Genomic DNA, 25,627 nt, shown 5'->3' with positions numbered 1-25,627 from the left:
GATTGTGATGTTGACGGTTGTGGTGAGTTGTGTTTCGATGTGTTTAGTTCTGTTTGATGATTCGGTGATGATTCGGTGGCTCGAATGAGGAGTCCGGCGTGAAGAAGACCTCGACCCGACTGGCCGACGGTCGCGAGTTGATCTACTACGACCTGCGTGACGACACCGTGCGGGACGCGGTCGACCGCCGTCCGCTGGACCCGACCGTCACCACGTCCGAGGTCCGCCGGGACGTGCTGCTCGGCGACGCGGTCGCCGTCGCCTCGCACCGCCAGGGCCGCATCTACCACCCGCCGGCCGACGAGTGCCCCCTGTGCCCGTCGCGGGGCGACCGGCTGAGCGAGATCCCGGACTCGTCGTACGACGCCGTGGTCTTCGAGAACCGTTTCCCCTCGCTGGCCGGCGACTCGGGCCGCTGCGAGGTGGTCTGCTTCACCTCCGACCACAACGCGTCCTTCGCCGACCTGACGGAGGAGCAGGCACGGCTGGTCCTGGACGCGTGGACCGACCGGACGTCGGAGCTGTCGCATCTGCCCTCCGTAGAGCAGGTGTTCTGTTTCGAGAACCGGGGTGCGGAGATCGGTGTGACCTTGGGTCACCCGCACGGCCAGATCTACGCCTACCCCTTCACCACCCCGCGCACCGCGCTGATGCTGCGTTCAGTGGCGACTCACAAGGAGGCGACCGGAGGCGAGAACCTCTTCGACGCCGTCCTGGAGCGCGAACTCGCCGATGAGCGGGTCGTCCTGGAAGGGGAGCACTGGGTCGCCTTCGTGCCGTACGCGGCGCACTGGCCGTACGAGGTGCACCTGTACCCGAAGCGCCGGGTGCCGGACCTGCTCGGCCTGGACGAGGAGGCGCGCACAGAGTTCCCCAAGGTCTATCTGGAACTCTTGAGGCGCTTCGACCGGATATTCGGTGAGGGCGAGTCTGCGACGCCGTACATCGCCGCCTGGCACCAGGCGCCGTTCGGTGCGCTGGAGGAGTTCGAGGGCGTCAGCCGGGACGACTTCGCGCTGCACCTCGAACTTTTCACCATCCGCCGCACTTCCGGCAAGCTGAAGTTCCTCGCGGGCTCCGAGTCGGGCATGAACGTGTTCATCAACGACATCCGACCGGAAGCCGCGGCCGAGCGACTGCGAGAGGTAGCGAGTTCATGAGCGGCAAGTATCTGGTCACGGGCGGTGCGGGGTACGTCGGCAGTGTGGTCGCCCAGCATCTGCTGGAGGCGGGTCACGAGGTCGTCGTCCTCGACAACCTCTCCACCGGCTTCCGCGAGGGGGTGCCGGCGGGCGCCACCTTCGTGGAGGGCGACATCCGCGACGCCGCCAAGTGGCTGGACTCCTCCTTCGACGCCGTCCTGCACTTCGCCGCCTCCTCCCAGGTCGGCGAGTCGGTCGTCAAGCCCGAGAAGTACTGGGACAACAACGTCGGCGGCACCATGGCCCTGCTCGGCGCCATGCGCGAAGCGGGCGTGCGCCGGCTCGTCTTCTCCTCCACGGCCGCCACCTACGGCGAGCCGACCGAGGTCCCCATCGTCGAGTCGGCGCCGACCCAGCCCACCAACCCGTACGGCGCCACGAAGCTCGCGGTCGACCACATGATCACGAGCGAGTCGGCGGCCCACGGACTGGCGGCGGTCTCCCTGCGCTACTTCAACGTGGCGGGCGCGTACGGGACGCGGTCGAATGTCATGGTCGGCGAGCGCCACGACCCCGAGTCGCACCTCATCCCGCTCGTCCTCCAGGTCGCGCAGGGCAAGCGGGACGCGATCTCCGTCTACGGCGACGACTACCCGACGCCGGACGGCACCTGCGTCCGCGACTACATCCACGTGGCGGACCTCGCCGAGGCCCACCTCCTCGCGGTGCGGGCCGCCACCCCCGGCGAGCACCTCATCTGCAACCTCGGCAACGGCAACGGCTTCTCCGTCCGCGAAGTCATCGAGACGGTCCGGCAGGTCACCGGCCACGCGATCCCCGAGGTCGTGGCCCCCCGCCGCGGCGGCGACCCGGCGGTCCTGGTGGCCTCGGCCGCCACCGCCCGCGAGAAACTGGGCTGGAACCCGTCCCGCGCGGACCTCGCGGGGATCGTCGCGGACGCGTGGGACTTCGCGCAGCGGCGGGGCAAGTAGTACCGACGAGCACGTACGGAAAGGTCAGGAGTCAGGGCATGAGCGAGGCTGTCGCAGGGGCTGTCGCCGAGCGGTTCGAGGAGCTGTACGGGGCCGGTCCCGAGGGGGTGTGGGCGGCGCCGGGCCGGGTCAACCTCATCGGCGAACACACCGACTACAACGACGGCTTCGTCATGCCGTTCGCCCTGCCGCACATCACGGTCGCGGCGGTGTCCCGGCGCGAGGACGGCGTACTGCGCCTGCACTCGGCCGACATCGACGGCGGCGTCGTGGAACTGCGCGTCGACGACCTGGCCCCGGAGACCGACCGCAACTGGACGGCGTACCCGGCGGGCGTGGTCTGGGCGCTGCGCGAGGCGGGCCACCCGGTCACCGGCGCGGACGTCCACCTGACCTCGACCGTCCCGTCCGGCGCGGGCCTGTCCTCGTCGGCGGCGCTGGAGGTCGTGGTCGCGCTCGCCCTGAACGACCTGTACGAGCTCGGCCTCAAGGGCTGGCAGCTGGCCCGCCTGTGCCAGCGCGCCGAGAACGTCTACGTGGGCGCCCCCACCGGGATCATGGACCAGACCGCGTCCGCCTGCTGCGAGGCCGGCCACGCCCTGTTCCTCGACACCCGCGACCTCTCCCAGAAGCAGATCCCCTTCGACCTGGCCGCCGAGGGCATGCGCCTGCTGGTCGTCGACACCCAGGTCAAGCACGCCCACAGCGACGGCGAGTACGGCAAGCGCCGCGCCGGCTGCGAGAAGGGCGCGGCCCTGCTGGGCGTCGACGCGCTCAGGGACGTGCCGTACGACGGACTCGACGCGGCCCTCGACCGCCTCGGCGACGAGGAGGAGGTCCGCCGCCTGGTCCGCCATGTCGTCACCGAGGACGAGCGGGTCGAGCGGGTCGTGTCCCTGCTGGAGTCGGGCGACACCCGCGCGATCGGCCCGGTGCTGGTGGAGGGCCACGCCTCGCTCCGGGACGACTTCCGCATCTCCTGCCCCGAGCTGGACCTGGTCGTGGACACCGCGCTGGGCGCGGGCGCGCTGGGCGCCCGGATGACCGGCGGCGGCTTCGGCGGCTCGGCGATCGTCCTCGCGGAGGCCGCCGACGTCGACACCATCGCCAAGGCCGTCCAGGAGGCCTTCGCCGCGGCGGACTTCACCGCACCGCGGGTCTTCGAGGCCGTCCCGGCGGCGGGAGCGCGCAGGCTCAGCTGAGCCGCTTCGTCAGCGTGTACTCCGTGATCCCCGGCGGATAGTCGGGGATCACGCACACCACCTCGTACCCCTGCTTCTGGTAGAACCTCGGCGCCTGGAAGTCCCAGGTCTCCAGGCGTACGGCCGCACAGCCCCGTTCCCGGCGGGCCGTCCGCTCCGCCTGCGCGAGCATCCCGGCGCCCAGGCCGGCGCCCCGGTGGCGGTCGTCGACCCACAGGTACGTCACATGGAGCCAGGTCGCCCAGGTGTGGCCGACGAGGCCGCCGGCCAGGCGGTCGGCCTCGTCCAGGATCCAGACGTGCAGCGGGTGTTCGCGTTCGCCGGGGGTGCCGCGCAGGGCGCGCAGCACGGGAGAGGACGCCGTGTTCGTCTCCCGCAGCCGGGTCCGGAGAAGATCGCGCCGTTCCTTGTCGACTTCTGTCTCCATACGAAACATGCGGCTCACCATAAACGCGCCGGACGGCCAGTTCTGCAAATGCCCTTCCGCTCCCGGCCCCCGGCCGTACCCTGATGAGCAGCACCGGTGGGGGCCGGTGCTGATCAGGGGGCGAGACAGTCGGGTACGACGCCCGAAGTGGGGGTAGCAGGTACTGCACGGCGGCGGCCGTGCGGTGACCGATGCCTCCGGGCGTCGTACCCGCGAATCCGTCTTCGTTCTCCCGACCTTGAGGTATCCCCTGCTCTTCAGGAGCTTGGGGAAGGGGGTTTCGTGGTTCGCATCCGAGTCCTGGTCGTCGACGACCATCGCATCTTCGCCGAGTCACTCGCCGCGGCACTGGCGGCCGAGCCCGACGTGGACGTCTCCGCGGCGGGCAGCGGTCCCGCCGCCGTGCGCAGTCTGGAGCGCGCGGCAGCCGAGGGGCGCCGCTACGACGTGCTGCTGGTCGACGCCGACCTGGGCGGCAACGCCCTGGGTGTCCGGCCCGCCGTACCTGTTCAGGAGGCCAACGAGGACGGCCTCGTCGACGGGATCTCGCTGGTCGTCGGGGTGCGTGCCTCGCAGCCGGCCGTCCGGATCGTCGTCCTCGCCGAGAAGGACGACCCGAGGCGGGCCGCGCTCGCCCTGCAGGCCGGCGCCTCCGGCTGGGTCGCCAAGGACTGCTCGCTGTCCCGGCTGCTGACGGTCATCCGAGGGGTCCTGCGCGACGAGACCCACCTGCCGCCCGCCCTGCTCACCGGCGTCCTGCGGGAGCTGACCGCCGCGCGCAAACACCGCACCGAGAGCGAACAGCTGGTGGAGTCCCTCACGCCGAGGGAGCGGGAAGTGCTGCGCTGCATGGTCGCGGGGCTGGGCCGCAAGGCCGTCGCCGAGCGCCTGTTCCTCTCCCCGCACACCGTCCGCACACACATGCAGAACGTGCTCGGCAAGCTCGGCGTGCACTCCACGCTGGCCGCCGTCGCGCTGGCGCGGCGGGCGGGCGTGGGTCCGGTCGACCTAGCCGGGGATGTTGTCGAACGGGGCGGTCAACTGGCGTAGCAGTCCGGCCAGCTCGCCCCGCTGGGCGCGGGACAGTTCGGCGAGGATCGCCCGCTCCTGGTCGAGGAGCCCGGCCAGGGCCTGGTCGGCGCGGTCCTTGCCGTCGTCCGTGAGGCGGACCAGCACGCCGCGCCGGTCGCTCGGGTCGGGCAGCCGCTCGACCAGGCCCTTCTTGGCCAGGCGGTCGATGCGGTTGGTCATCGTGCCCGAGGTGACCAGGGTCTGGGTCAGCAGCTGTCCCGGCGAGAGCTGATACGGCGTGCCCGCGCGCCGCAGCGCCGTCAGCACGTCGAACTCCCAGGGCTCCAGGCTGTGCTCGGCGAAGGCCAGCCGGCGTGCCCGGTCCAGGTGCCGGGCCAGTCTGCTCACCCGGCTGAGTACCTCGAGCGGTTCCACGTCGAGGTCCGGGCGCTCCCGGCGCCATGCTGATACCAGCCGATCGACCTCGTCCTCCATGACGATCAGTGTAGTGGTTGTGTCGATGTGAAGTCTCTTGACGTCAACACTCTTGACGTCAAGGTATATCGGCGGCAGGCTGGGACGTCGGACACGGTCACGACGAGGAGGCCCGCCCATGCCCGCCACCGCCCCCACCTGGGACCCCGCCCAGTACCTGCGCCACGCCGACCACCGCGCCCGCCCCTTCGTCGACCTCCTCGCCCGCGTCCCCGATCTCCCCGGCGACCCGCCCCGCATCGCCGACCTCGGCTGCGGGCCCGGCAACGTCACGACCCTGCTCGCCGACCGCTGGCCCACCGCGCACATCACCGGGTACGACAACTCGCCGGAGATGCTCGACCAGGCGCGCGCGGACCACGCCGGCCCCACCCCCGGCGGCGGCCGCCTCGACTTCGCCCACGCCGACGTACGCGGCTGGTCGCCGCCGGAGCCGTACGACCTGATCGTCAGCAACGCCACCCTCCAGTGGGTGCCCGGGCACGTGGAGCGGTTCGCGCAGTGGGTGGCGGGCCTCGTGCCCGGCGGCACCTTCGCCTTCCAGGTCCCCGGCAACTTCGACGCCCCCAGCCACCGGCTGATGCGCGAACTCGCCCACTCCGCCCGCTGGCAGGACCGCCTCGCCGACACCCTGCGCCACGGCGACGCCGTCCTCACGCCCGAGGCCTACCTGGAGCGGCTGGCCGACCTCGGCTGCACGGCGGACGTGTGGGAGACGACGTACGTCCACCTGCTGGAGGGCGAGGACCCGGTCCTCGACTGGGTGAAGGGAACCGGCCTGCGCCCCGTCCTCACCGCCCTCGACGACGACCCGGCGGCCAGGGAGGAGTTCATGAGCACCTACCGGGCCGCCCTGCGCGAGGCCTATCCGACCGGCCCGCACGGCACGCCCTTCCCCTTCCGCCGCATCTTCGCGGTCGCCCGCAAGGAGGCGTGATGATCACCGCCGTCGACCACGTGCAGCTCGCCGCCCCGCCCGGCTCCGAGGAGCGGCTGCGGGCGTACTACGTCGGCGTCCTCGGCATGACGGAGCTCCCGAAGCCGCCGGTGCTCGCGGCGCGTGGAGGATGCTGGTTCCGGGCGGGCCCGGTTCACCTGCACCTGGGGATCGAGACCGACTTCCGGCCCGCGAAGAAGGCCCACCCCGGCCTTCGGGTGACGGACATCGGGGCGTACGCGGCCGCGCTGGAGGCCCGCGGAGCGACGGTCACCTGGGACGACGACCTGCCGGGGCACCGGCGCTTCTACTCCGCGGACCCCGTGGGCAACCGGCTGGAGTTCCTGGAACCGATGGCTTGATCAAGCCCCCACGGTCCCACGGAGCCGGCTCTGCGAGCGGCCGTTCAGCTCTTCCGGCGACCTATCAGGTGCGGCTTCGCCTCCAGCCCGTCCAGCCCGTGCCACGCCAGATTGACCAGATGCGCGGCCACCTCCGCCTTCTTCGGGCGGCGGACGTCCAGCCACCACTGGCCGGTCAGCGCGACCATGCCGACCAGCGCCTGGGCGTACAGCGGGGCCAGCTTCGAGTCGAAGCCGCGGTTCTTGAACTCGCGGCCCAGGATGTCCTCCACCTGGGTGGCGATGTCCGAGATCAGGGAGGCGAAGGAACCCGTCGACTGGGGGATGGGGGAGTCACGGACCAGGATGCGGAAACCGTCCGTGTACTCCTCGATGTAGTCCAGGAGCGCGAAGGCCGCCTGCTCGCACAGTTCGCGGGGGTGGCCGGCGGTCAGGGAGCTGGTCACCATGTCCAGCAGGCGCCGCATCTCGCGGTCCACCACCACCGCGTACAGCCCCTCCTTGCCGCCGAAGTGCTCGTACACCACCGGCTTGGACACCCCGGCCTTCGCCGCGATCTCCTCCACCGAGGTGCCCTCGAAGCCCTTCGACGCGAAGAGGGTGCGACCGATCTCCAGCAGCTGAGCCCGGCGCTCGGCACCGGTCATCCGGGTGCGACGGGCGCGCCGCGGTTTTTCATTGCTGGAGTTGCTGGAGTCGGTCGCCACGGCGTCAATCATGCCGCCTCGGCGGTCTCCGTCTTGCGTCGGGAACCGTCCTCACCCGTGTTACGGCGGGAATCGATACGCGAGCGTGACGGCCAGCGCACGTCATAGGCCCAGCCGAGCATCTCGAACCAGCGGATGAAACGTGCCGAGGAGTCCAGCTGGCCCCGCTCCACCCCGTGCCGCGCCGACGTCGGGTCGGCGTGGTGCAGGTTGTGCCAGGACTCGCCGCAGGACAGGACCGCCAGCCACCACACGTTGCCCGAGCGGTCGCGCGACTTGAACGGCCGCTTGCCCACCGCGTGGCAGATCGAGTTGATCGACCAGGTGACGTGGTGCAGCAGGGCCACCCGGACCAGCGAGCCCCAGAAGAAGCCGGTGAAGGCGCCCCACCAGGACATCGTCACCAGACCGCCGATCACCGCGGGCAGCGACAGCGAGACGAGCGTCCACATGATGAACTGCCGGGAGATCGTCCGGATCGCCTTGTCCTTGATCAGGTCCGGTGCGTACTTGTCCTGCGGGGTCTGCTCCTCGTCGAACATCCAGCCGATGTGGGCCCACCACAGGCCCTTCATCAGCGCGGGAACCGTCTCCCCGAAACGCCACGGCGAGTGCGGGTCGCCCTCGGCGTCGGAGAACTTGTGGTGCTTGCGGTGGTCGGCCACCCAGCGCACCAGCGGCCCCTCGACCGCCATCGACCCCATGATCGCCAGCGCGATCCGCAGGGGCCGTTTCGCCTTGAAGGAGCCGTGCGTGAAGTAGCGGTGGAAACCGATCGTGATGCCGTGGCAGCCCAGGTAGTAGAAGAAGACCAGAAGGCCGAGGTCCAGCCAGCTCACGCCCCAGCCCCACGCCAGCGGCACGGCCGACAGCAGCGCGAGGAACGGAACGGTGATGAACAGCAGCAGCGTGATCTGCTCCAGCGAGCGCTTCTGCTCACCGCCCAGGGTGGCGGAGGGAGGGGGGGTGTCGTCGGGGGCCTTCGAATTGCCTTCGATCACATCGGAGCTCGTGGTCATGCGCGTCCCCTGTGGGGTCTGGGATTGAGGCAGATGCCGGGGCGAGGGAACCGTGCCGTACTTCCTACGGTTCCGTAACCTACGGTTTCGTAAGTATGGCAGCGCGCCGCCCTGCGGCAAGAGCCCGAGATTCTGCGCGTCCGCATGGACACCTATCCTTGGATCGGTCGGACAGCGCGGTCCGCACTGATTTCTTCCCGGATGTCCGGCCCGTATGCGGCACACAGCCGACCTGGCCGCCATCCGGGTTCCCCTCCGGACGAGCTTCAACACTGCAAGGAGCCGCACCTGTGAGCAGTGCCGACGACCTGACGACGAGCACCATGTCGACCAGCAGCGAGCTGCGCGCCGACATCCGGCGACTGGGGGATCTGCTCGGCGAGACCCTCGTGCGCCAGGAGGGTCCCGAGCTGCTCGAACTGGTCGAGAAGGTCCGCCGCCTCACCCGTGAGGACGGCGAAGCCGCCGCCGAGCTGCTGCGCGGCACCGAACTGCAGACCGCGGCCAAGCTGGTCCGCGCCTTCTCCACCTACTTCCACCTGGCCAACGTCACCGAGCAGGTCCACCGCGGCCGCGAACTGCGCGCCAAGCGCGCCGCCGAGGGCAGCCTCCTCGCCCGCACGGCCGACCGCCTCAAGGACGCCGACCCCGAGCACCTGCGCCAGACGGTCGCCAACCTGAACGTCCGCCCGGTGTTCACGGCCCACCCCACCGAGGCCGCCCGCCGTTCGGTCCTCAACAAGCTCCGGCGCATCGCGGCCCTCCTGGAGGTCCCGGTCATCGAGGCCGACCGCCGCCGCTACGACACCCGCCTGGCCGAGAACATCGACCTCGTATGGCAGACGGACGAACTGCGCGTCGTCCGCCCGGAGCCCGCCGACGAGGCCCGCAACGCCATCTACTACCTGGACGAGCTGCACGCGGGCGCGGTCGGCGACGTCCTGGAGGACCTGACGGCCGAGCTGGAGCGGGTCGGCGTCAAGCTCCCCGACAGCACCCGGCCCCTCACCTTCGGCACCTGGATCGGCGGCGACCGCGACGGCAACCCGAACGTCACCCCCCAGGTCACCTGGGACGTCCTGATCCTCCAGCACGAGCACGGCATCAACGACGCCCTGGAGATGATCGACGAGCTCCGCGGCTTCCTCTCCAACTCCATCCGCTACACCGGCGCCACCGACGAGCTCCTGGACTCCCTCGGCACCGACCTGGAGCGCCTCCCGGAGATCAGCCCCCGCTACAAGCGCCTCAACGCCGAGGAGCCCTACCGCCTCAAGGCCACCTGCATCCGGCAGAAGCTGGAGAACACCAAGACCCGCCTGGCCAAGGGCATCCCGCACGAGCCGGGCCGCGACTACCTCGGCACCGCCGAGCTGCTGACCGACCTCAAGCTGATCCAGACCTCCCTCAGGGAACACCGCGGCGGCCTCTTCGCCGACGGCCGCATGGACCGTACGATCCGCACGCTCGCGGCGTTCGGCCTCCAGCTCGCCACCATGGACGTACGTGAGCACGCGGACGCCCACCACCACGCCCTCGGCCAGCTCTTCGACCGGCTCGGCGAGGAGTCCTGGCGGTACGCCGACATGCCCCGCGAGTACCGGGGCAAGCTGCTTGCGAAGGAGCTGCGCTCCCGCCGCCCGCTCGGCCCCACCCCGGCGCCCGTGGACGCGGCCGGCGAGAAGACCCTCGGTGTCTTCCAGACCGTGAAGCGGGCCCTGGAGGTCTTCGGGCCCGAGGTCATCGAGTCGTACATCATCTCGATGTGCCAGGGCGCGGACGACGTGTTCGCGGCGGCCGTACTGGCCCGCGAGGCGGGCCTGCTCGACCTGCACGCCGGCTGGGCGAAGATCGGCATCGTGCCGCTCCTGGAGACCACCGACGAGCTCAAGGCCGCCGACACGATCCTGGAGGACATGCTCTCGGACCCGTCCTACCGGCGCCTGGTCGCGCTGCGCGGCGACGTCCAGGAGGTCATGCTCGGCTACTCCGACTCCTCGAAGTTCGGCGGCATCACCACCTCGCAGTGGGAGATCCACCGCGCCCAGCGACGCCTGCGCGACGTGGCACACCGGTACGGCGTACGGCTCCGGCTCTTCCACGGCCGCGGCGGCACCGTCGGCCGCGGCGGCGGCCCCTCGCACGACGCGATCCTCGCCCAGCCCTGGGGCACCCTGGAAGGCGAGATCAAGGTGACCGAGCAGGGCGAGGTCATCTCCGACAAGTACCTCGTGCCGTCCCTGGCCCGCGAGAACCTGGAGCTGACCGTCGCGGCCACCCTCCAGGCCTCCGCCCTGCACACCGCGCCCCGCCAGTCCGACGACGCCCTGGCACGCTGGGACGCGGCCATGGACCTGGTGTCCGACGCCGCCCACTCCGCCTACCGCAGGCTCGTCGAGGACCCCGACCTGCCCGCGTACTTCTTCAAGGCCACCCCGGTCGACCAGCTCGCCGACCTGCACCTCGGATCGAGGCCGTCCCGGCGGCCCGACTCCGGCGCCGGACTCGACGGCCTGCGCGCCATCCCGTGGGTGTTCGGCTGGACCCAGTCCCGGCAGATCGTGCCCGGCTGGTTCGGCGTCGGCTCCGGCCTGAAGGCCCTGCGCGAGGCCGGCCTGGACACCGTGCTCGACGAGATGCACGAGCAGTGGCACTTCTTCCGCAACTTCGTCTCCAACGTCGAGATGACCCTCGCCAAGACGGACCTGCGGATCGCCGCCCACTACGTCGACACACTCGTCCCGGACGACCTGAAGCACGTCTTCGAGACCATCAGGGCCGAGCACGAACTGACCGTGCGCGAGGTGCTGAAGGTGACGGGCGAGAAGGAACTCCTCGACGCCACCCCGGTGCTGAAGCAGACCTTCACCATCCGCGACGCCTACCTGGACCCGATCTCCTACCTCCAGGTCACCCTCCTCAAGCGCCAGCGCGACGCGGCAGCCGCGGGCGAGCAGCCCGACCCGCTGCTGTCCCGGGCCCTGCTGCTGACGGTCAACGGCGTGGCGGCGGGCCTGCGCAACACCGGCTGACGGCCCCTTCGGGCACAAGTCGGACACAAAGGTGCCCCCGAGCCTCGTACCGGAGACTCGGGGGCACCTGTGTGCGTGTTCGTACGTGCCATCAGGCCTTACGGCGACGGAACACCAGGTAACCGCCCCCCGCGACCAGCGCGGCCGCGAGCCCGGACAGCAGGCCCACCGGGGCGCCGCTGCCGGTCTCGGCGAGGTCGCCGCCGGTGCCGCCCTGCGGGGACGGGGAGGCGGCCGGGCCGTCGGAGGCGACGGGGGAAGCCGCACCCGAAGCAGGCGCGGACGCGGACGCTGACGTGGACGGAGAGACGGATGCCGACGCGCCCGGCGTCGAGGTGGTCCCGCCGCCCGGCTCGCCCTCGTCCTCGCAGTCCGTCCAGAACACCTTGTGCTTGGCGGCGCCGTTCTCGCCGTCGAAGTTCCAGAACAGCTTGTAGTGCCCGTCGGGCAGCGACAGGTCGTCCGTACGGCCGTGACCGTCGGCGTCCAGGGCGATCTCGCCGGACGTCACCGTCTCGCCCTTGACGTCGGCCGTCGGGGCCCAGGCCTCGATGTGCCAGTCGACCTGCTGGACGGCGTCGAAGCCGAAGGCGTCGAGGTAGAAGGTGCAGACGTGGGGCTCGTTCTTGCGGAGCTCCTCGCCGGTGGAGGCGTCGTGGATCTTCACGGTGCCGTTGTCGCCTGGAGGAGTGGCGTGCGCGAGGGGGGCGGCCAGGAAGGCCGCCGCTGCGACGGCGGACAGGACGCCGGCGCGAGAGAGGGTATGCATGGGTCAGTAGTCCATCTTCGAGATGTGAACGGGAAGATGTGGAGGGGGCGGCTCAGCTTCCAGCCGGGACTGACCACAGGTCAATCACGAACAGGAAACACTCGGTTCCTCCACAGGACCTGAGAACGCCGAAACCCCTCAGATCGTCACGAAGACAGCCGTCAGCAGCGCGATTCCCGACCCCGCCAGCCCCCACGCGAGCCGCGTCCGCCGCAGCCCGCCCGCCACCACCACCGACGCGAGCAGCAGCGCGCCGCCCATCGGCACCCACGAGTAGAGGATCCCGGCGGGACCCGACCGGACCACGTCGTCACTGCCGGGCTTCACGACCACGTCGTACGTCCGCCCCCTGCGCACGGCCACCGTGTGCTCGATGACGACGCTCTTCCGCGCCGTCGAACCGGTCGACATCGGCGTGTACGGCCCCGTACAGGTCTCCGCCCCGCACCGCGTCACCTCGACCGTGCCGCGCTCCCGGCCCTTGGTGAGCATCACGTGCTGGGCGGTGCCCCAGGACCCCCACACGCCCGCGATCAGGATCAGCACCGCGACCGTGGCCATCGCCGCGAGGCGACCGAAGCGCAACGCGACGAGCGAGGCCTGACGGGAACTGGTGGGTGTGGCAGGCATGGCGGGGATCATTGGCCATGCCAGGACGGACAGTCAAACTCGGCCGGGTCCGCCGACCGACAAGTCAGGAGTTGTACGTGCTTTGCGCCCGCTCCAGCCCCTCGATCACCAGGCACTCCACGGCATCGGCGGCCCGGTCCACGAAGTAGTCCAGCTCCTTGCGCTCCGCCGACGAGAAATCCTTCAGCACGAAGTCCGCGACCTGCATACGCCCCGGAGGCCGCCCGATCCCGAACCGCACCCGGTGATACTCCGGACCCATCACCTTCGTCATCGACTTCAGCCCGTTGTGCCCGTTGTCCCCGCCGCCGAGCTTCAGCCGGAGCACCCCGTAGTCGATGTCCAACTCGTCATGAATGGCCACGATATTCGCCACCGGCACCTTGTAGAAGTCCTTGAGCGCGTTCACCGGCCCGCCCGACAGGTTCATGTACGACATCGGCTTTGCCAGCACCACCCGCCGGTTCCCCGGCCCGGGCGGCCCGATCCGCCCCTCCACGACCTGCGCCTGCGCCTTACCGGCCCGCTTGAACCTGCCCCCGATCCGCTCCGCGAGCAGATCGGCGACCATGAAGCCGACGTTGTGCCGGTTGGCCGCGTACTCGGGCCCGGGATTGCCGAGGCCGACGATCAGCCAAGGGGCGTTCGCATCGGTCGTCACGTGCATGTCTCCTTCATACGCGCCGACCGCCGCCCCCGAGGGGAGCGGCGGCCGGCAACCGGTATTCCGGGAAGGATCAGGCCTCGGTGCCCTCGGCCTCGCCCTCCGCCGGGGCCTCCTCGGCCTGGGCGGCCAGGACCTGGAGGACGACCGCGTCCTCGTCGGTCAGCAGCGTGGTGCCCTCGGGCAGCGGGATGTCCTTGGCGAGGATGGAGTCACCGGCCTCCAGGCCCGCGATGGAGACGGTGACCGACTCCGGGATGTGCGTGGCCTCGGCCTCGACGTTCAGCGTGCTCAGCACGTGCTCGAGCAGGTAGGCGCCCGGCGCGAGCTCGCCCTCGGTGTGGACGTACACCTCGACGTTGACCTTCTCGCCGCGCGTCACCAGAAGCAGGTCGACGTGCTCCAGGAAGCCCTTGATCGCGTCGCGCTGCACGGCCTTCGGGATCGCCAGCTGGGTCTTGCCCTCGATGTCCAGCGTGAGCAGGACGTTCGGGGTGCGCAGGGCGAGCTGCAGCTCGTGGCCCGGCAGCGTGATGTGGGCCGGCTCGGCACCGTGACCGTAGACAACGGCGGGAACCTTGTTGTCACGGCGGATACGGCGGGCCGCACCCTTACCGAACTCGGTACGGGTCTCGGCGGCGAGCTTGACGTCAGCCATGGTCACTCCTCGTAGAACAGTCGGGGAAGGTGGTCACCCGGCCAAACAATCGGCCTGCTACGAAGAGCGCGTCGATAACGGACCGCCGTACGCCTCCTGAAAAGCGGTACGGCCTCCCTCGCCGAGCAACTTGAGCAGTCTACTCGGCGGGGAGGCCACACCCAAAAGGATCTTCGAGGCAGTGCTTACTGCTCGTCGAACAGGCTCGTCACCGAACCGTCCTCGAACACCTCACGCACCGCACTCGCGATCGTCGGCGCGATCGACAGCACCTTGATCTTGTCCAGATCCGCGCCCAGCTCACCCGGCGTCGGCAGCGTGTCCGTGAAGATGAACTCGCTCACCCGCGAGTTCTTCAACCGGTCCGCCGCCGGACCCGACAGCACACCGTGCGTCGCCGTCACGATGACGTCCTCCGCGCCGTGCGCGAACAGGGCGTCCGCAGCCGCGCAGATGGTGCCACCCGTGTCGATCATGTCGTCGACCAGCACACACACCCGGCCCTTGACCTCACCCACGACCTCGTGGACGGTCACCTGGTTCGCCACGTCCTTGTCGCGCCGCTTGTGCACGATGGCCAACGGCGCACCCAGCCGGTCGCACCAGCGGTCGGCGACCCGCGACCCGGCCGGCGTCCGGAGACACGACCGTCAGCTTGTCCTTGTCGACCTTCTTGCCCACATAGTCCGCGAGGAGGGGAAGGGCGAAGAGGTGGTCCACCGGGCCGTCGAAGAAGCCCTGGATCTGGTCCGTGTGCAGATCCACGGTCAGGATGCGGTGAGCACCGGCCGTCTTCATCAGATCCGCGATCAGACGCGCCGAGATGGGTTCACGCCCACGGTGCTTCTTGTCCTGCCGCGCGTAACCGTAGAACGGCACGATGACGGTGATGGAGCGGGCCGAAGCACGCTTCAGCGCGTCGATCATGATCAACTGCTCCATGATCCACTGGTTGATCGGAGCCGTGTGGCTCTGGATCACAAAGCAGTCCGCACCGCGCGCCGACTCCTGATAACGGACGTAGATCTCCCCGTTCGCGAAGTCGAAGGCCTTCGTCGGGACAACCCCGACACCCAGCTGCTGGGCGACCTCCTCGGCAAGCTCGGGGTGGGCGCGGCCGGAGAAGAACATCATCTTCTTCTCGCCGGTCGTCTTGATCCCGGTCACAGCACTGTCTCCTCAGAGGTGTCTCAACTGGGTGCCGACAAACCGTCTCAGCTGGCTGCGAGAGGCCGTCTCGGCTGGTGGGGCGTGCGGATGTGCACTTATCACGGTACGCCGTGTTTGACGCAGCCGTTTCCGGTCAGCCTTCGCTCTCCCCCTGCCGGGAGGCCTCCTCGGCCGCCTTCGCGGCCGCGCTCCCCGGACGCTTACGAGCCACCCAACCCTCGATATTCCGCTGCTGACCGCGGGCCACGGCCAGCGAACCGGGCGGCACATCCTTCGTGATCACGGACCCGGCGGCGGTGTACGCACCGTCCCCGACCGTGACAGGCGCCACAAACATGTTGTCCGAACCGGTGCGACAGTGCGACCCCACGGTGGTGTGATGCTTGTCCTGCCCGTCGTAGTTCACGAAGACGCTGGCCGCACCGATGTTGGTGTACTCACCGATCGTCGCGTCACCCACGTAGGACAGGTGCGGGACCTTCGTCCCCTCGCCGATCGAGGCGTTCTTGGTCTCCACATACGTACCCACCTTGGCCTTCAGCCCAAGACGCGTACCCGGCCGCAAATAGGCGTACGGCCCCACGGTCGCCTGCGGCCCGACCTCCGCGCCGTCCGCAACCGTGTTGTCCACCCGCGCCCCGGCACCCACCCGCGTGTCCCTCAGCCGGCAATTGGGCCCCACCTCGGCACCCTCGCCGAGGTGCGTCGAGCCGTGCAACTGCGTCCCCGGATGCACGACGGCGTCCTGCTCGAAAGTAACGTCGACATCGACCCAGGTCGTGGCCGGATCGATGACACTCACGCCGGCGAGCATCGCGCGGTTCAACAACCGGTCGTTGAGAATCCGCCGCGCCTCCGAGAGCTGCACCCGGTTGTTGATCCCGGCGATCTCACGGTGATCACCGGCGACGGAGGCGCCCACCCGATGCCCCGCCTCACGCAGGATCCCGAGGACGTCGGTCAGGTACTCCTCGCCCTGCGAGTTGTCCGTCCGCACCTTGCCGAGAGCGTCGGCGAGGAGCTGCCCGTCGAAGGCGAACACCCCGGAGTTGATCTCCCGAATGGCCCGCTGCGTCTCACTGGCGTCCTTGTGCTCGACGATCGCGGTGACGACCCCGGACACCTCGTCGCGCACGATACGGCCGTAACCCGTCGCATCCGGAACCGCGGCGGTCAGCACGGTGACCGCGTTGCCGTCGGCGGAGTGCGTGGCGGCGAGCTGCCGCAGCGTCTCGCCGGTGAGCAGGGGAGTGTCCCCGCACACCACCACGACGGTCCCGTCGACCGGCCCGCCCAACTCCTCCAACGCCATCCGCACGGCATGCCCCGTGCCGTTCTGCTGCGCCTGGACCGCGGTACGTACGTCGGCGTCGATCTCGGCGAGATGCGGGGTGACCTTCTCGCGGGCGTGGCCGACGACCACGACGAGGTTCTCGGGCTGCAACTCACGCGCGGCGGCAAGCACATGCCCCACGAGGGACCGGCCACAGATCTCGTGCAGAACCTTGGGTGTGGCCGACTTCATACGGGTGCCCTCACCCGCTGCGAGAACGACGACGGCTGCCGGGCGAATGGCGCTCACGGGGTTGCCCTTCGGCTGTGGAGGGGGAGGGGTGACATCCGCAGGATACCGGGGCGTTTCTTGGGGGACATGAGAGTGGGCCCTGACAGTGCTGTCAGGGCCCGAACCGGGTATGGCTCCCCCGCCAGGACTCGAACCTGAAATACATTATCCAAAGTAATGTGTGTTGCCGATTACACCACGGGGGATCACTCAGGGCAGCCTACGCGGTTCGCCGCTTGGCCTCCACCACCATGCCAGACCACCATCCCTCGATGCGACGGTACAAATCGGCTCCGCCCCGGACATCGATGCGCAGGCAGCCGTAGTAGTTCTCGTCGGTGTTCTTCCGGTTCGTGCTGGGGTTGTGCTTCTTGAGCGTCGTCTTGAGGAACGTGGCTCGTTCGACGCCGACATGGTCGGCCCAGAACTCCTCGGCGCTTGCCACGTCGGCCGTCTCGTGGATCTGTACGGCGAACCTGAGGCGCTCCGGTTCTACGCAGAGCAGATTGAGCCAGGCCAGGAAGAGCGTGATCATGCCGGGATCGCTGTTCACGAAGGTGACGCGCTCCTGCCTTCGATACGGCTTGCTCTTCGAACCCTCAGCCCAGTAGAGGCCGACGCCCACCAGGAACAGTTCGCGATCCGTCATCTGCGCGATTTCCTCCGCTGCCGATTGCCTGGTCTGCTGACGCTTCTCCTCCCGAAGACGAAGCGTGGCTTCCCAGCCCCGCTTCGCGATAGCCGACGCTTCCTCCCGCGTGCGCTTCCGCCGTTCCGGCGTTGGCAGATCTCGAACCCAAAGCGAGATCGAACTCTTGGAGCACCCCAGCTCCACCTGGATCTGGTCGTACGTCCAGCCCTGGAGCCGGAGTTCCCTCGCCTTGTCCCGTAGGTCGTCCTTCGCGTTCGGGCGCTTCGTCCATTCCGGGGGTGCCTCGCCCTCCAGGAGGCGGTTGAGGATGTCGTTGTTGTCGACGTGCAGATGGTCGCGGATCTGGCGTCGGCTGAAGCCCTCGCGCCGCAGCGTCACCGCCCGCTCCCGCAGCCCCTCGAAGTCCGCGTACTTGCCGTGTGGATGTGCCATGGGCATACCGTCCGGGTGGAATCCGATCTTCCGGGGTCGAACGGTGAGCGATTCAGCAGTTCGAGGGATATCGGGCGGTTTCGTCGCCGTTCGGTCACGCAGTGTGGTGTAGGCCAGTCACGGAAACTCACCGGAAAAGGGGCACCCGGCGCCCGTAGGCTGGAGGCATGACCACGACGGGGGAAGAACACACGACGGCCTTGGGAGGGCCGTGGTGGTGGGCCAGGCGGCGCAGTGCGGTGCTGGACGTGAGTCTGGCCGTGGTGTCCGCGGTGGAGTGTGCAGTGGAGGGGTATCCCTTCGCGCGGGACGCGGGGATTCCGGTCGCCGCGGGGATCGTGTTCGGACTGTTGGCCGGTTCGGTGCTGGTGTTGCGGCGGCGGTGGCCGATCGCTGTCGTGCTGGTGTCGATCGCGATCACGCCCGCCCAGATGGGCTTCCTGATGGGCATCGTCGGCCTGTACACGCTGGCGGCGTCGGAGTTGCCGAGGCGGATCATCGGTTCGCTGGCGGGGATGCAGCTGGTGGGGACGTTGATCGTGACGTTCGTGCGGGTGCGGCAGGACATGGTGCGGGGGGATCTGACGCTGGGGGACTGGTTCCTCCCGTTCGCGGCGATCACCGCGTCCTTGGGGCTGACCGCGCCGCCGTTGCTGTTCGGGATGTATGTGGGGGCGCGGCGGCGGCTGATGGAGAGTTTGCGGGAGCGGGCGGACAGTCTGGAGCGGGAGCTGCAGTTGCTGGCCGAGCGGGCCGAGGAGCGGGCCGAATGGGCGCGGAACGAGGAGCGGACGCGGATCGCGCGGGAGATGCACGATGTGGTGGCGCACCGGGTGAGCCTGATGGTCGTGCATGCGGCCGCGCTGCAGGCCGTTGCTCGGAAGGATCCCGAGAAGGCTGTGAAGAATGCCGCGCTTGTGGGGGACATGGGGCGGCAGGCGTTGACCGAGTTGCGGGAGATGCTCGGGGTGTTGCGGACCGGGGACGGCAGAGCGACCGCTGCGCGGCGCGACGAGGTGCCGTTGGCGGCGGTGGGGGCGGCCGCGGCGGTGGCGGCTTCCCGGGTCGCCGTGGACGAGGGTGGGGGTGACGGGCCCGGGCCTTGTCTGTCCGATCTGGATGTGCTGGTGGGGCAGTCGGCGGCCGCGGGGATGGTGGTCGACCTGTCGGTGGAGGGGGAGACGCGGTTGTATGCCTCGGACATCGAGCAGACGGCGTTCCGGGTGGTGCAGGAGGCGTTGACGAACGTCCACAAGCACGCGGCGGGGGCGAAGACGTACGTACGGCTCGCGCATCGGGTGTCGGAGATCGCGATGCAGGTGGAGAACGAGCCGCCGCCGGAGGTGGCGTCGGAGTCGTCGGCGCGGTTGCCGTCCGGTGGCAACGGGCTGGTGGGCATGCGGGAGCGGGTCGTGGCGCTGGGCGGGGTGTTCGTGTCGGGGCCGACGGACGCGGGGGGTTTTCGGGTGTCCGCGGTGATTCCGGCCTCGTAGCGCGGGCGCTCGGGGGGCGTCAGCCCGCCGTCAGCCGGGTCGGTTCGATGCCGGAGACGAGGGCGGCGAGGGCCTGGTCGAGGTCGGGGCCGAGGTACCAGTCGCCGGTGTGGTCGAGGGCGTAGACGCGGCCTTCGGTGTCGATGGCGAGGATGGCCTGGGTGTCGGTCTCGGCGCCGAGCGGGCAGACCTCGGTGTCCAGGGCGCGGCCGAGGTCGCAGAGGGTGCGGGCCATGTGGAGGCCGTGCAGCGGGTCGAGGTGGACGGCGGCGGGGGCGATCTGGCGGCCGGGGCCGGTGGGTGTGAGGTGGAGTCCGCCGAATTCGGCCCAGGCCTCGACGGCGGCGGGGAAGACGGCGTGGCGGTGTCCGGCGGGTGAGGTGTGGTCGCGCAGGGCGTCGGCCCAGATCTCGGCCTGCTTTATGTCCCAGCGCCCGGGTTGCCAGCCGGCGGCGCGCAGGGTGGCGTCGACGGGGACGGGGAAGCGGGTGGTGGAGGTGCGGTCGGGGTGCATCTTCCCTTGGTTCGTCGAGATCGTCGGGGTGCGTCCTGATGATGTACGTGAGGCGTGCCCGAGGTATTCAGTTCGGATCTGGTCGGATCCGGTCGGACTCAGTCGTCCGGCGTCGTGGAGTCGACCACGCGGACGCCGAAGTGGGCGCTGAGGGCCGCGCAGGCGCGGCAGGGGGCGGCGAAGCTGCCGTGGAGGGGGTCGCCGTCCTCGCGGATGTGTCTGGTGGTGAGTTTGGCCTGCTTGAGGGCCTTGCGGGCCTCGCCGTTGGTCATCGGTCTGCGGGCGGCGCGTCTGGTGCGGGCGGCGTCGATGGCCGTGATGTGGCGTGAGATGAGCATGACTTCGGCGCAGCGTCCGGTGAAGCGGTCGCGTCGGTCGCTGGGGAGGGTGTCGAGGAAGTCCTGCACGAGAGGGTGCAGGGCGGGCGGCTGGTCGCCGCGGGCGGCGGTGCCGGTGAGGGTGGCGCCGCGTACGGAGAGGGCGGCGGCGACGGTGGGGAGTATGCCGTCGCGGCGGTGGCGCAGGGTGGGGGCGTGCGGGGTCTCGGTGCTGCTCCAGCCGACGCGGGGGTCGCCGGAGGAGCCGGTGTGCGTGCCTGCGTGCGGTGGTGTCTGCCGGGCCGTCCGGGGGTCGCCGGACGTGCCTGGTCGCGGTGCTGCGTGTGGTCCCGTCTGCGTCGTGTTCATGATCGTCATCCCCTCCCGAGCATCCCCCGGACGACACAGAGTGCCAAACGGCGTGGCTGGTGCGGAAGCTGGGGCGGTGCGACACGCCCGGGTTTGGGCAGGCAGTCACGACGGGGTGACGGCTGGTCACGGAAGCGGAGGGGTGCTGACCGGTGCCCGGTGACCGGTCTTGTCGTACCGCATAGGCTGTCCGCACCGCGATCCACGCGGTCGACGCGTGGAGTCGGACGAGACAGTCGATACGGTGCGTAGTGGCCGAAGGGGGTCGCTGCGGGTCGTACCAGAGTGCCGCAGGGGGCAACCGCCATGACGACAGGTCGGCTCGGGCAGCAAGCCGCGCCGCCGAACGCGGCCTACGCCGGGCAGGTCGTGCATTTCCCGGATCCGGTCCGGGCGGCCCGTCACCCGAGAGGGGTGCGGGTGGACGAGCACGGCTTCCCCGTTTTCTCGCCCTACGCGCGTGCGGTCGCGGAGATCGCGGATCCGCCGGAGGGTTTCGGCGTCGACGAGTTGCGGCTGACGGACTACGTGTCTGCGAACGCGGCCCTGGCGGCTTCGGGGCACGAGCTGTGGGACACGGTGCCCGCGGTGGCGACTCCGCACGGCTGGACGTGGCATCACGCGGCGGGTTCGCGGCGGCTGGAACTGGTGCCGGTCGACGTGAAGGCGCTGCTGCGGCATCACGGCGGTATCGCGACGGCGGCGGTGGACCAGAACAAGAGGGGCACGCGGCCGCTCCAGGAGACGCGTCCCGCGCACTTCGGGCTGCCGAAGTCGGGTGTGGCGGTGACCGAGTCGCAGGTGCTGGGCGTCGAGGAGGACCTCGGGTACCGGCTGCCGGGCGCGTACCGGTCGTTCCTGAAGGCGGCGGGCGGGTGCGCGCCGGTGGGCACCGCCCTGGACGCCGAGTTGGGCCTGCTGATCGACCAGCCGTTCTTCACGGTGCGGGACGAGGCGGCGGTCAACGACATCGTGTACGTCAACAAGTGCCTGCGGGACCATCTGACCAAGGACTACCTGGGAGTCGGTTTCGTCCAGGGCGGGTTGCTGGCCGTGAAGGTGAAGGGCGAGCGGGCCGGTTCGGTGTGGTTCTGCGCGTACGACGACGCGCGGGACGTCGATCCGTCGTGGGCGCCGGCCGAGCGTGTGGAGCGGTTGCTGCTGCCGTGCGGTGAGGACTTCGACGCGTTCCTGTCGCGGCTCGCGGGCAGTCCGCCGGAGTTGGAGACGGTGGCGAACCTGATGGTGGACGGCGGGTTCGCGCGGTCCGTGCCCGTCTCGTCGGTGGGGGAGTGAGCTGAACGATGGTGACCTTTGCGCAGGCGCAGGAGCGCGCCGAAGAGTGGATCAACGGGGATGTGCCGTCGTACCAGCATCGTGAGGTGCGGGTGCGGGAGTTCGACCTCGGGTTCGTGATGTGGGCCGAGGACCGTGCGGACGGGCCGCGTTCGGACGGCGGCGGTCAGCGGCTGGTCATCGCCCGGGACAGCGGGGAGGCCACGCTGTGGCCCTCGCTGCCGGTGGGTGAGGTGATCCGCCGGTACGAGGAGGAGTACGGCCGTGCCGATGCCGTCGCCGACGCGGTGCCGGCGCCTGCGGCTCGGGTGGACCTGAACCAGACGTCGTTCTTGTTGACGCCGCCGGAGTGGTTGCAGGAGGCGGCGGACAAGTTGGGGATTCCGGATCGGCGGGCGTCCGCGGGTTCGGGTGGTGGTGTGGCTGCTGGTGCTGGTGCGGAGGCTCGGGCCGGGGAGGCGCTTCCTCAGACGCAGGCCGGGCCTTCCGGTGTGCCCGCCGGGGCGACGCCGTGGGCCGGGACCGACACCAACGCGGATGCCGGCGAGGACCGTTCCGTTCCGCTGCCCGCGACCGTGTTCGCGCCGCCGCTGAGCGGGGCCGACGACGAGGACGCGCCGCCGGACGCCAAGACGGCGCTGATGTCGGGTGGCAGTGGGCTCCCGCCGACGGCGCCCGCTCCGGCGGTCGATGCGCCGAACGCGCCGGGTGGGCAGGGCGGGCCTGGTGGGCAGGGCGGTACGCCGGTGCCCGGGACGCCGGGTGCGCCGGGTGCGCCTTCGTCGTACGGGTATCCGCAGGGGCCGGGTGTGCCGGGTACGCCGCCTCCGGGTGCTTCGGTGCCAGGGGCTCCGGTGCCGGGGGCGACGCCTCCGCCTCCGCCCTCGACGTACGGGTATCCGCAGGGCCCGGGTGTGCCGGGTACGCCGCCTCCGGGTGGGCCCGTGCCGGGGGCGACGGCTCCGCCTCCGTCTCCGCCGGGGGCGCCTCAGTCTCCCGTCGCCGGGCCCGGTGCTCCGGGCGGGCGGTCGCTCGCGCCGAACGCCGGGGACATCGCGGACGCCGCGACGAGCAAGGCGGGGCCTCCGCCGCGTCGTGCCGGGACGAATCCGCCGCCTCCGCCGGGTGCCCCGGGGACGCCGGGGGCGCGGTCGGGCAGCACGCCCCCGCCGAGTGGTCCCGGTGCGCCGGCGGCCGGCGGGTACGTGCCGACTCAGATGGTGTCGGCGCTCGGCCCCGACGGCCCTGGTCCCGGAGGGCCTGCTCCGCAGGCTCCCCCCGGCCCGCCTCCGGGCGAGGTCCACCATGCCCCCACGATGTTTGCCGATCCCGGGCGGGTGGGCCCCGGTGGGAGCGGGCCGCAGCCGCCGGGAGCTCCTGGTGTGCCGGGTGCTCCTGGTGCGCCCAAGCCGCCCGGCGCTCCGGGCACGCCTGGCGCGCCGGGTGCCGTACACCAGGCGGAGACCATGCTGGCCGGGCCCCCGATGGGCGCCCCCGGCGCGCCTCCGCCGCCGCACGCCCCGGGCGTACCCGGCGTCCCGGGTGCCCCGCAGCCGATGCCGCCCGGTGCCATGCCGCCTCCCGGGGCGATGCCGCCTCCGGGCGCCGTGCCGCCGCCGCCCGGGCAGCCCATGCCGGGGCAGCCGTCGGCGTACGGATATCCGCAGCAGCAGGGGCAGCCGACGGTCGGGCCCGGGTATCAGGCCGTACTGCGCTACCGCGCGCAGGACGGGTCGGAGCAGCAGTTGATCCGGCGTTCGGCGCCGGGGACGCCGCATCCGGAGTGGCAGATCTTCCACGAGCTGCGGGCGATGAACGTGCCGCCGGACCAGGTGCTGGAGCTGCACACGGAGTTGGAGTCGTGCGAGCTGCCGGGTGCGTACTGTGCGCGGATGATCCGGGAGCAGTGGCCGCAGGCGCGGATCGCGAGCATCGCGCCGTACGGCACGGATCACGCGAGCCGGCAGCAGGGCATGCAGCAACTGCTCGAGCATCAGGGCGAGTTGCACCAGGTCGCCGACGGGCCCGCCCGCCCGGCCCCGGTGCGGGTGCCGGTTCCGCAGGTGCCGCCCGCGCCGCCGATTCCGCCGGAGGGCGTGGCGCAGGAGGTGGCGGGGGCGTTCGGGCCGGGGGTCTTCCGGTTTGAGCAGGCCGCCGTGTCCCGGCAGGGCGTGCCGCCGGTCGTGGCGCACTCGCTGGTGGTGGCGGGGCTGCCGATGGACATGGGGCCGTTCTTCTGGGCGCAGGCCCAGCCGGGGCGGCCGGTGCCGACGCTGGCGGAACTGGCGGCCGAGCGCGGGGTGCAGCCGGCCTCGGACGCGGGCTCGTACCTCGTGATGGGCAGCGACTTCGGCCGGGCGGTCTGCGTGCAGTACGGCACGGCGAACATCGTGGCGGTACCCGTGGAGGCGGGGCCGGGCGGTGCGCCCGTACCGCCGCAGTTCGTGAACACGGGGCTGCCCGAGTTCCAGCGGTGCCTGGCGCTGCTCGGCCGGATGTGGCGGCTCAGGTTCGGGCTGAACCAGGAGCAGGCGGGACGCTGGACCGTCGACTTCCAGGCCCAGTTGGCCGCGCTCGACCCGGCGGCGCTCGGTTCGCCGGAGAGCTGGTGGTCGGTGCTGCTGGAGCAGATGTGGGACGGGTTGCTGTGAGGCACCTCAGCTGAGACACCCTGTGCGGAAGGGGCCGGGCCCGATCGTCTGATCGGGTCCGGCCCTTTGTGTACCTGCGTACCTGTGATGACCGTAACCGGAGCGCGGAGTGTCGCGTTATGAACCCTTCCGTCCGATACATCAAGATGTCCGCGAAATCATTATTTCGCATCCATTCGTGTCGGTTCGACGGAGAGGGTTCCAGGATGAGCGGCGCATCGGTCTCACCCCATGGATTCGTGGCCGTACGGGGGCGCGGCTACCGCCCCGAACAGGTCGATGCGTACGCCGGTGCCCTCTCCCGGGACCGCGACGCCGCCTGGGAGCGCGCCGCCCGTCTCACCGTGCTCGCCAAGGCGATGGAGGCGGAGGCGGCGCTGCTGCGGGAGACCGTGGCGACGCTCGCCCCGCAGGCGTACGAGGCGCTCGGGGAGCGTGCGCGCCGGCTCTTCGAGCTGGGGCAGGAGGAGGCCCATGCCGTACGGGAGAGCGCGCGGCAGGAGGCGCGGCGCCTCGTCGAGGAGGCGCGGGAGCGTGCGGACGGCGTGCGCGAGGCCGCGCAGGCGCACGCCGACGCCGTACGCTCCGAGGCCGACGAACGCGCCCGGCACCGCCTGCTCGCGGCGCGCGCCGAGGCCGACGAGATCCGTATCGGTGCCCGGCGCGAGGTGAAGGAGGGGCGCGGGGAGGCGCTCGCGGCGTTGCGCGAGGTGCGGCAGCGCACCACCGGCATGCTCGGCGAACAGGCCAAGGAGCACGCCGAACGGTGGGCCGAGGCCGAGCGGGAGGCGGAGGAGCGGGCGGCCGCGCTGGACGCGCACAACGCCGAGCGGGTGGCGCGGGCCGAAGCGGCGTTGTCGGAGGCGAAGCAGGCGTTCGCCGAGGCGGAGGCGTCCGTGCGCCACCGGCAGGAGGAGGCACGGACGCGGGCGGCCGCCGTGCTCGCGGAGGCGCGGGCGCGGGAGGAGCGCATCGCCCGGGAGACGGAGCGGGTGCTGCGGGAGCACGGGGAGCGGTGGGACGACGTACGGGCGCAGATGGATCACGTACGGAACAGCTTGACGGCGCTCACGGGGCGGGCGGCGATGGAGTGACGTCGGCGGATCCGGTGCTACCAGCCCG

Annotated in this window: 23 protein-coding genes, 1 tRNA gene and 1 pseudogene; 11 read left to right on the top strand and 14 right to left on the bottom strand. The window is 70.7% G+C overall.

All coding sequences use genetic code 11. The annotated features are described in order from the left end of the window. Positions 1 to 98: 98 nt before the first annotated feature. The 3 genes from galT to galK are packed head-to-tail and all read left to right on the top strand — an operon-like array spanning position 99 to position 3,336. Positions 99 to 1,160 (top strand): galactose-1-phosphate uridylyltransferase, encoded by a 1,062-nt coding sequence (galT, locus tag QFZ76_RS22055; RefSeq protein WP_307675358.1) that lies wholly within the window; start codon positions 99 to 101, stop codon positions 1,158 to 1,160. Next, positions 1,157 to 2,134, top strand: coding sequence for a UDP-glucose 4-epimerase GalE (gene galE / locus QFZ76_RS22050; protein WP_307675357.1), 978 nt, complete (start codon positions 1,157 to 1,159; stop codon positions 2,132 to 2,134). The genes galT and galE overlap by 4 nt, the downstream gene beginning before the upstream one ends. Positions 2,135 to 2,172: 38 nt before the next feature. Then, positions 2,173 to 3,336 (top strand): galactokinase, encoded by a 1,164-nt coding sequence (galK, locus tag QFZ76_RS22045; protein WP_307675356.1) that lies wholly within the window; start codon positions 2,173 to 2,175, stop codon positions 3,334 to 3,336. On the opposite strand, the gene QFZ76_RS22040 is transcribed toward galK, so the two are convergent. Then, complete coding sequence (locus QFZ76_RS22040; RefSeq protein WP_307675355.1) at positions 3,329 to 3,784, bottom strand: N-acetyltransferase; 456 nt, start codon at positions 3,782 to 3,784, stop codon at positions 3,329 to 3,331. The genes galK and QFZ76_RS22040 overlap by 8 nt on opposite strands. A gap of 261 nt (positions 3,785 to 4,045) precedes the next feature. Here QFZ76_RS22040 and QFZ76_RS22035 point away from each other — a divergent pair, with 261 nt between their 5' ends. Continuing rightward, positions 4,046 to 4,813, top strand: coding sequence for a response regulator transcription factor (locus tag QFZ76_RS22035; protein ID WP_307675354.1), 768 nt, complete (start codon positions 4,046 to 4,048; stop codon positions 4,811 to 4,813). Here QFZ76_RS22035 and QFZ76_RS22030 read toward each other — a convergent pair. Next, positions 4,772 to 5,269: a MarR family winged helix-turn-helix transcriptional regulator gene (locus QFZ76_RS22030; RefSeq protein WP_266438349.1), complete on the bottom strand. Its 498-nt coding sequence runs from the start codon at positions 5,267 to 5,269 to the stop codon at positions 4,772 to 4,774. The two genes, QFZ76_RS22035 and QFZ76_RS22030, sit on opposite strands and share 42 nt — an antisense overlap. A gap of 118 nt (positions 5,270 to 5,387) precedes the next feature. On the opposite strand from QFZ76_RS22030, the gene QFZ76_RS22025 reads away from it, so the two are divergent. Continuing rightward, a complete protein-coding gene (locus tag QFZ76_RS22025; RefSeq protein WP_307675353.1) occupies positions 5,388 to 6,206 on the top strand; it encodes a trans-aconitate 2-methyltransferase in 819 nt (272 codons plus the stop codon). Then, entirely contained in the window at positions 6,206 to 6,568 is a 363-nt protein-coding gene (locus tag QFZ76_RS22020) for a VOC family protein (RefSeq protein WP_307675352.1), read from the top strand. The genes QFZ76_RS22025 and QFZ76_RS22020 overlap by 1 nt, the downstream gene beginning before the upstream one ends. Before the next feature lie 44 nt (positions 6,569 to 6,612). Here the strand turns inward: QFZ76_RS22020 and QFZ76_RS22015 are convergent, their stop codons facing one another. Beyond that, positions 6,613 to 7,287: a TetR/AcrR family transcriptional regulator gene (locus QFZ76_RS22015; protein ID WP_307675351.1), complete on the bottom strand. Its 675-nt coding sequence runs from the start codon at positions 7,285 to 7,287 to the stop codon at positions 6,613 to 6,615. Continuing rightward, complete coding sequence (locus QFZ76_RS22010; protein WP_307675350.1) at positions 7,284 to 8,294, bottom strand: fatty acid desaturase; 1,011 nt, start codon at positions 8,292 to 8,294, stop codon at positions 7,284 to 7,286. The genes QFZ76_RS22015 and QFZ76_RS22010 overlap by 4 nt, the downstream gene beginning before the upstream one ends. A gap of 290 nt (positions 8,295 to 8,584) precedes the next feature. Here QFZ76_RS22010 and ppc point away from each other — a divergent pair, with 290 nt between their 5' ends. Further along, the gene (ppc, locus tag QFZ76_RS22005; RefSeq protein WP_307675349.1) at positions 8,585 to 11,326 is read left to right on the top strand and encodes a phosphoenolpyruvate carboxylase; all 2,742 of its coding nucleotides are present in this window, start codon (positions 8,585 to 8,587) and stop codon (positions 11,324 to 11,326) included. 91 nt (positions 11,327 to 11,417) lie between these two features. Here the strand turns inward: ppc and QFZ76_RS22000 are convergent, their stop codons facing one another. The 8 genes and pseudogenes from QFZ76_RS22000 to QFZ76_RS21965 all read right to left on the bottom strand — a co-directional run bounded on the left by QFZ76_RS22000 (position 11,418) and on the right by QFZ76_RS21965 (position 17,865). After that, positions 11,418 to 12,095: an LPXTG cell wall anchor domain-containing protein gene (locus QFZ76_RS22000; RefSeq protein ID WP_307675348.1), complete on the bottom strand. Its 678-nt coding sequence runs from the start codon at positions 12,093 to 12,095 to the stop codon at positions 11,418 to 11,420. A gap of 138 nt (positions 12,096 to 12,233) precedes the next feature. Continuing rightward, a complete protein-coding gene (locus tag QFZ76_RS21995) occupies positions 12,234 to 12,737 on the bottom strand; it encodes a hypothetical protein (RefSeq protein WP_307675347.1) in 504 nt (167 codons plus the stop codon). Positions 12,738 to 12,789: 52 nt separating this feature from the next. Next, positions 12,790 to 13,392, bottom strand: coding sequence for an aminoacyl-tRNA hydrolase (gene pth, locus QFZ76_RS21990; protein WP_307675346.1), 603 nt, complete (start codon positions 13,390 to 13,392; stop codon positions 12,790 to 12,792). A 70-nt stretch (positions 13,393 to 13,462) separates the two neighbouring features. Next, the gene (locus tag QFZ76_RS21985) at positions 13,463 to 14,047 is read right to left on the bottom strand and encodes a 50S ribosomal protein L25/general stress protein Ctc (protein ID WP_307675345.1); all 585 of its coding nucleotides are present in this window, start codon (positions 14,045 to 14,047) and stop codon (positions 13,463 to 13,465) included. A 185-nt stretch (positions 14,048 to 14,232) separates the two neighbouring features. Further along, a pseudogene (locus QFZ76_RS21980) lies at positions 14,233 to 15,214 on the bottom strand (ribose-phosphate diphosphokinase). Between the two features lie 136 nt (positions 15,215 to 15,350). After that, positions 15,351 to 16,799: a bifunctional UDP-N-acetylglucosamine diphosphorylase/glucosamine-1-phosphate N-acetyltransferase GlmU gene (gene glmU, locus QFZ76_RS21975; protein ID WP_307675344.1), complete on the bottom strand. Its 1,449-nt coding sequence runs from the start codon at positions 16,797 to 16,799 to the stop codon at positions 15,351 to 15,353. 113 nt (positions 16,800 to 16,912) lie between these two features. Then, positions 16,913 to 16,987, bottom strand: a tRNA-Gln gene (locus tag QFZ76_RS21970). Positions 16,988 to 17,001: 14 nt separating this feature from the next. Continuing rightward, positions 17,002 to 17,865 carry a hypothetical protein gene (locus QFZ76_RS21965; protein WP_307675343.1) on the bottom strand — a complete coding sequence of 288 codons (864 nt, stop codon included), beginning with the start codon at positions 17,863 to 17,865 and terminating at the stop codon, positions 17,002 to 17,004. 167 nt (positions 17,866 to 18,032) lie between these two features. Here QFZ76_RS21965 and QFZ76_RS21960 point away from each other — a divergent pair, with 167 nt between their 5' ends. Beyond that, entirely contained in the window at positions 18,033 to 19,358 is a 1,326-nt protein-coding gene (locus QFZ76_RS21960) for a sensor histidine kinase (RefSeq protein ID WP_307675342.1), read from the top strand. Between the two features lie 19 nt (positions 19,359 to 19,377). Here the strand turns inward: QFZ76_RS21960 and QFZ76_RS21955 are convergent, their stop codons facing one another. Together QFZ76_RS21955 and QFZ76_RS21950 are read right to left on the bottom strand one after the other, a co-directional pair. After that, a complete protein-coding gene (locus tag QFZ76_RS21955; protein WP_307675341.1) occupies positions 19,378 to 19,872 on the bottom strand; it encodes an SUKH-3 domain-containing protein in 495 nt (164 codons plus the stop codon). A gap of 98 nt (positions 19,873 to 19,970) precedes the next feature. Then, on the bottom strand, positions 19,971 to 20,558 hold the full coding sequence (locus QFZ76_RS21950; protein ID WP_373464333.1) for a YwqJ-related putative deaminase: 588 nt from the start codon (positions 20,556 to 20,558) through the stop codon (positions 19,971 to 19,973). A 306-nt stretch (positions 20,559 to 20,864) separates the two neighbouring features. On the opposite strand from QFZ76_RS21950, the gene QFZ76_RS21945 reads away from it, so the two are divergent. From QFZ76_RS21945 to QFZ76_RS21935, 3 genes are all read left to right on the top strand, one after another. Further along, on the top strand, positions 20,865 to 21,854 hold the full coding sequence (locus QFZ76_RS21945) for an HNH endonuclease (protein ID WP_307675339.1): 990 nt from the start codon (positions 20,865 to 20,867) through the stop codon (positions 21,852 to 21,854). An 8-nt stretch (positions 21,855 to 21,862) separates the two neighbouring features. Next, positions 21,863 to 24,505 (top strand): SUKH-4 family immunity protein, encoded by a 2,643-nt coding sequence (locus tag QFZ76_RS21940; RefSeq protein ID WP_307675338.1) that lies wholly within the window; start codon positions 21,863 to 21,865, stop codon positions 24,503 to 24,505. A gap of 206 nt (positions 24,506 to 24,711) precedes the next feature. Then, the gene (locus QFZ76_RS21935; protein ID WP_307675337.1) at positions 24,712 to 25,599 is read left to right on the top strand and encodes a cellulose-binding protein; all 888 of its coding nucleotides are present in this window, start codon (positions 24,712 to 24,714) and stop codon (positions 25,597 to 25,599) included. Positions 25,600 to 25,627: the final 28 nt, after the last annotated feature.

The sequence above is a fragment of the Streptomyces sp. V4I2 genome (genome assembly GCF_030817655.1).
Taxonomy (GTDB): Bacteria; Actinomycetota; Actinomycetes; order Streptomycetales; family Streptomycetaceae; genus Streptomyces; species Streptomyces plumbiresistens.
Note: the sequence above shows the minus strand (reverse complement) of the source record. Positions and strands in the feature narration are given on the sequence as shown.

Excerpts from the sequence above, each read along its gene's own strand:
- QFZ76_RS22025 (WP_307675353.1), top strand. The coding sequence starts at position 5,388 with ATGCCCGCCACCGCCCCCACCTGGGACCCCGCCCAGTACCTGCGCCAC.
- galK (WP_307675356.1), top strand. The coding sequence starts at position 2,173 with ATGAGCGAGGCTGTCGCAGGGGCTGTCGCCGAGCGGTTCGAGGAGCTG.
- QFZ76_RS21940 (WP_307675338.1), top strand. The coding sequence starts at position 21,863 with ATGGTGACCTTTGCGCAGGCGCAGGAGCGCGCCGAAGAGTGGATCAAC.
- galE (WP_307675357.1), top strand. The coding sequence starts at position 1,157 with ATGAGCGGCAAGTATCTGGTCACGGGCGGTGCGGGGTACGTCGGCAGT.
- QFZ76_RS22030 (WP_266438349.1), bottom strand. The coding sequence starts at position 5,269 with ATGGAGGACGAGGTCGATCGGCTGGTATCAGCATGGCGCCGGGAGCGC.
- QFZ76_RS21955 (WP_307675341.1), bottom strand. The coding sequence starts at position 19,872 with ATGCACCCCGACCGCACCTCCACCACCCGCTTCCCCGTCCCCGTCGAC.
- QFZ76_RS21985 (WP_307675345.1), bottom strand. The coding sequence starts at position 14,047 with ATGGCTGACGTCAAGCTCGCCGCCGAGACCCGTACCGAGTTCGGTAAG.
- QFZ76_RS22020 (WP_307675352.1), top strand. The coding sequence starts at position 6,206 with ATGATCACCGCCGTCGACCACGTGCAGCTCGCCGCCCCGCCCGGCTCC.
- QFZ76_RS21945 (WP_307675339.1), top strand. The coding sequence starts at position 20,865 with ATGACGACAGGTCGGCTCGGGCAGCAAGCCGCGCCGCCGAACGCGGCC.
- QFZ76_RS22015 (WP_307675351.1), bottom strand. The coding sequence starts at position 7,287 with ATGATTGACGCCGTGGCGACCGACTCCAGCAACTCCAGCAATGAAAAA.
- QFZ76_RS21950 (WP_373464333.1), bottom strand. The coding sequence starts at position 20,558 with ATGAACACGACGCAGACGGGACCACACGCAGCACCGCGACCAGGCACG.
- QFZ76_RS21995 (WP_307675347.1), bottom strand. The coding sequence starts at position 12,737 with ATGATCCCCGCCATGCCTGCCACACCCACCAGTTCCCGTCAGGCCTCG.
- QFZ76_RS21960 (WP_307675342.1), top strand. The coding sequence starts at position 18,033 with ATGACCACGACGGGGGAAGAACACACGACGGCCTTGGGAGGGCCGTGG.
- pth (WP_307675346.1), bottom strand. The coding sequence starts at position 13,392 with ATGCACGTGACGACCGATGCGAACGCCCCTTGGCTGATCGTCGGCCTC.
- QFZ76_RS21935 (WP_307675337.1), top strand. The coding sequence starts at position 24,712 with ATGAGCGGCGCATCGGTCTCACCCCATGGATTCGTGGCCGTACGGGGG.
- QFZ76_RS21965 (WP_307675343.1), bottom strand. The coding sequence starts at position 17,865 with ATGGCACATCCACACGGCAAGTACGCGGACTTCGAGGGGCTGCGGGAG.
- QFZ76_RS22040 (WP_307675355.1), bottom strand. The coding sequence starts at position 3,784 with ATGGTGAGCCGCATGTTTCGTATGGAGACAGAAGTCGACAAGGAACGG.
- QFZ76_RS22010 (WP_307675350.1), bottom strand. The coding sequence starts at position 8,294 with ATGACCACGAGCTCCGATGTGATCGAAGGCAATTCGAAGGCCCCCGAC.
- QFZ76_RS22000 (WP_307675348.1), bottom strand. The coding sequence starts at position 12,095 with ATGCATACCCTCTCTCGCGCCGGCGTCCTGTCCGCCGTCGCAGCGGCG.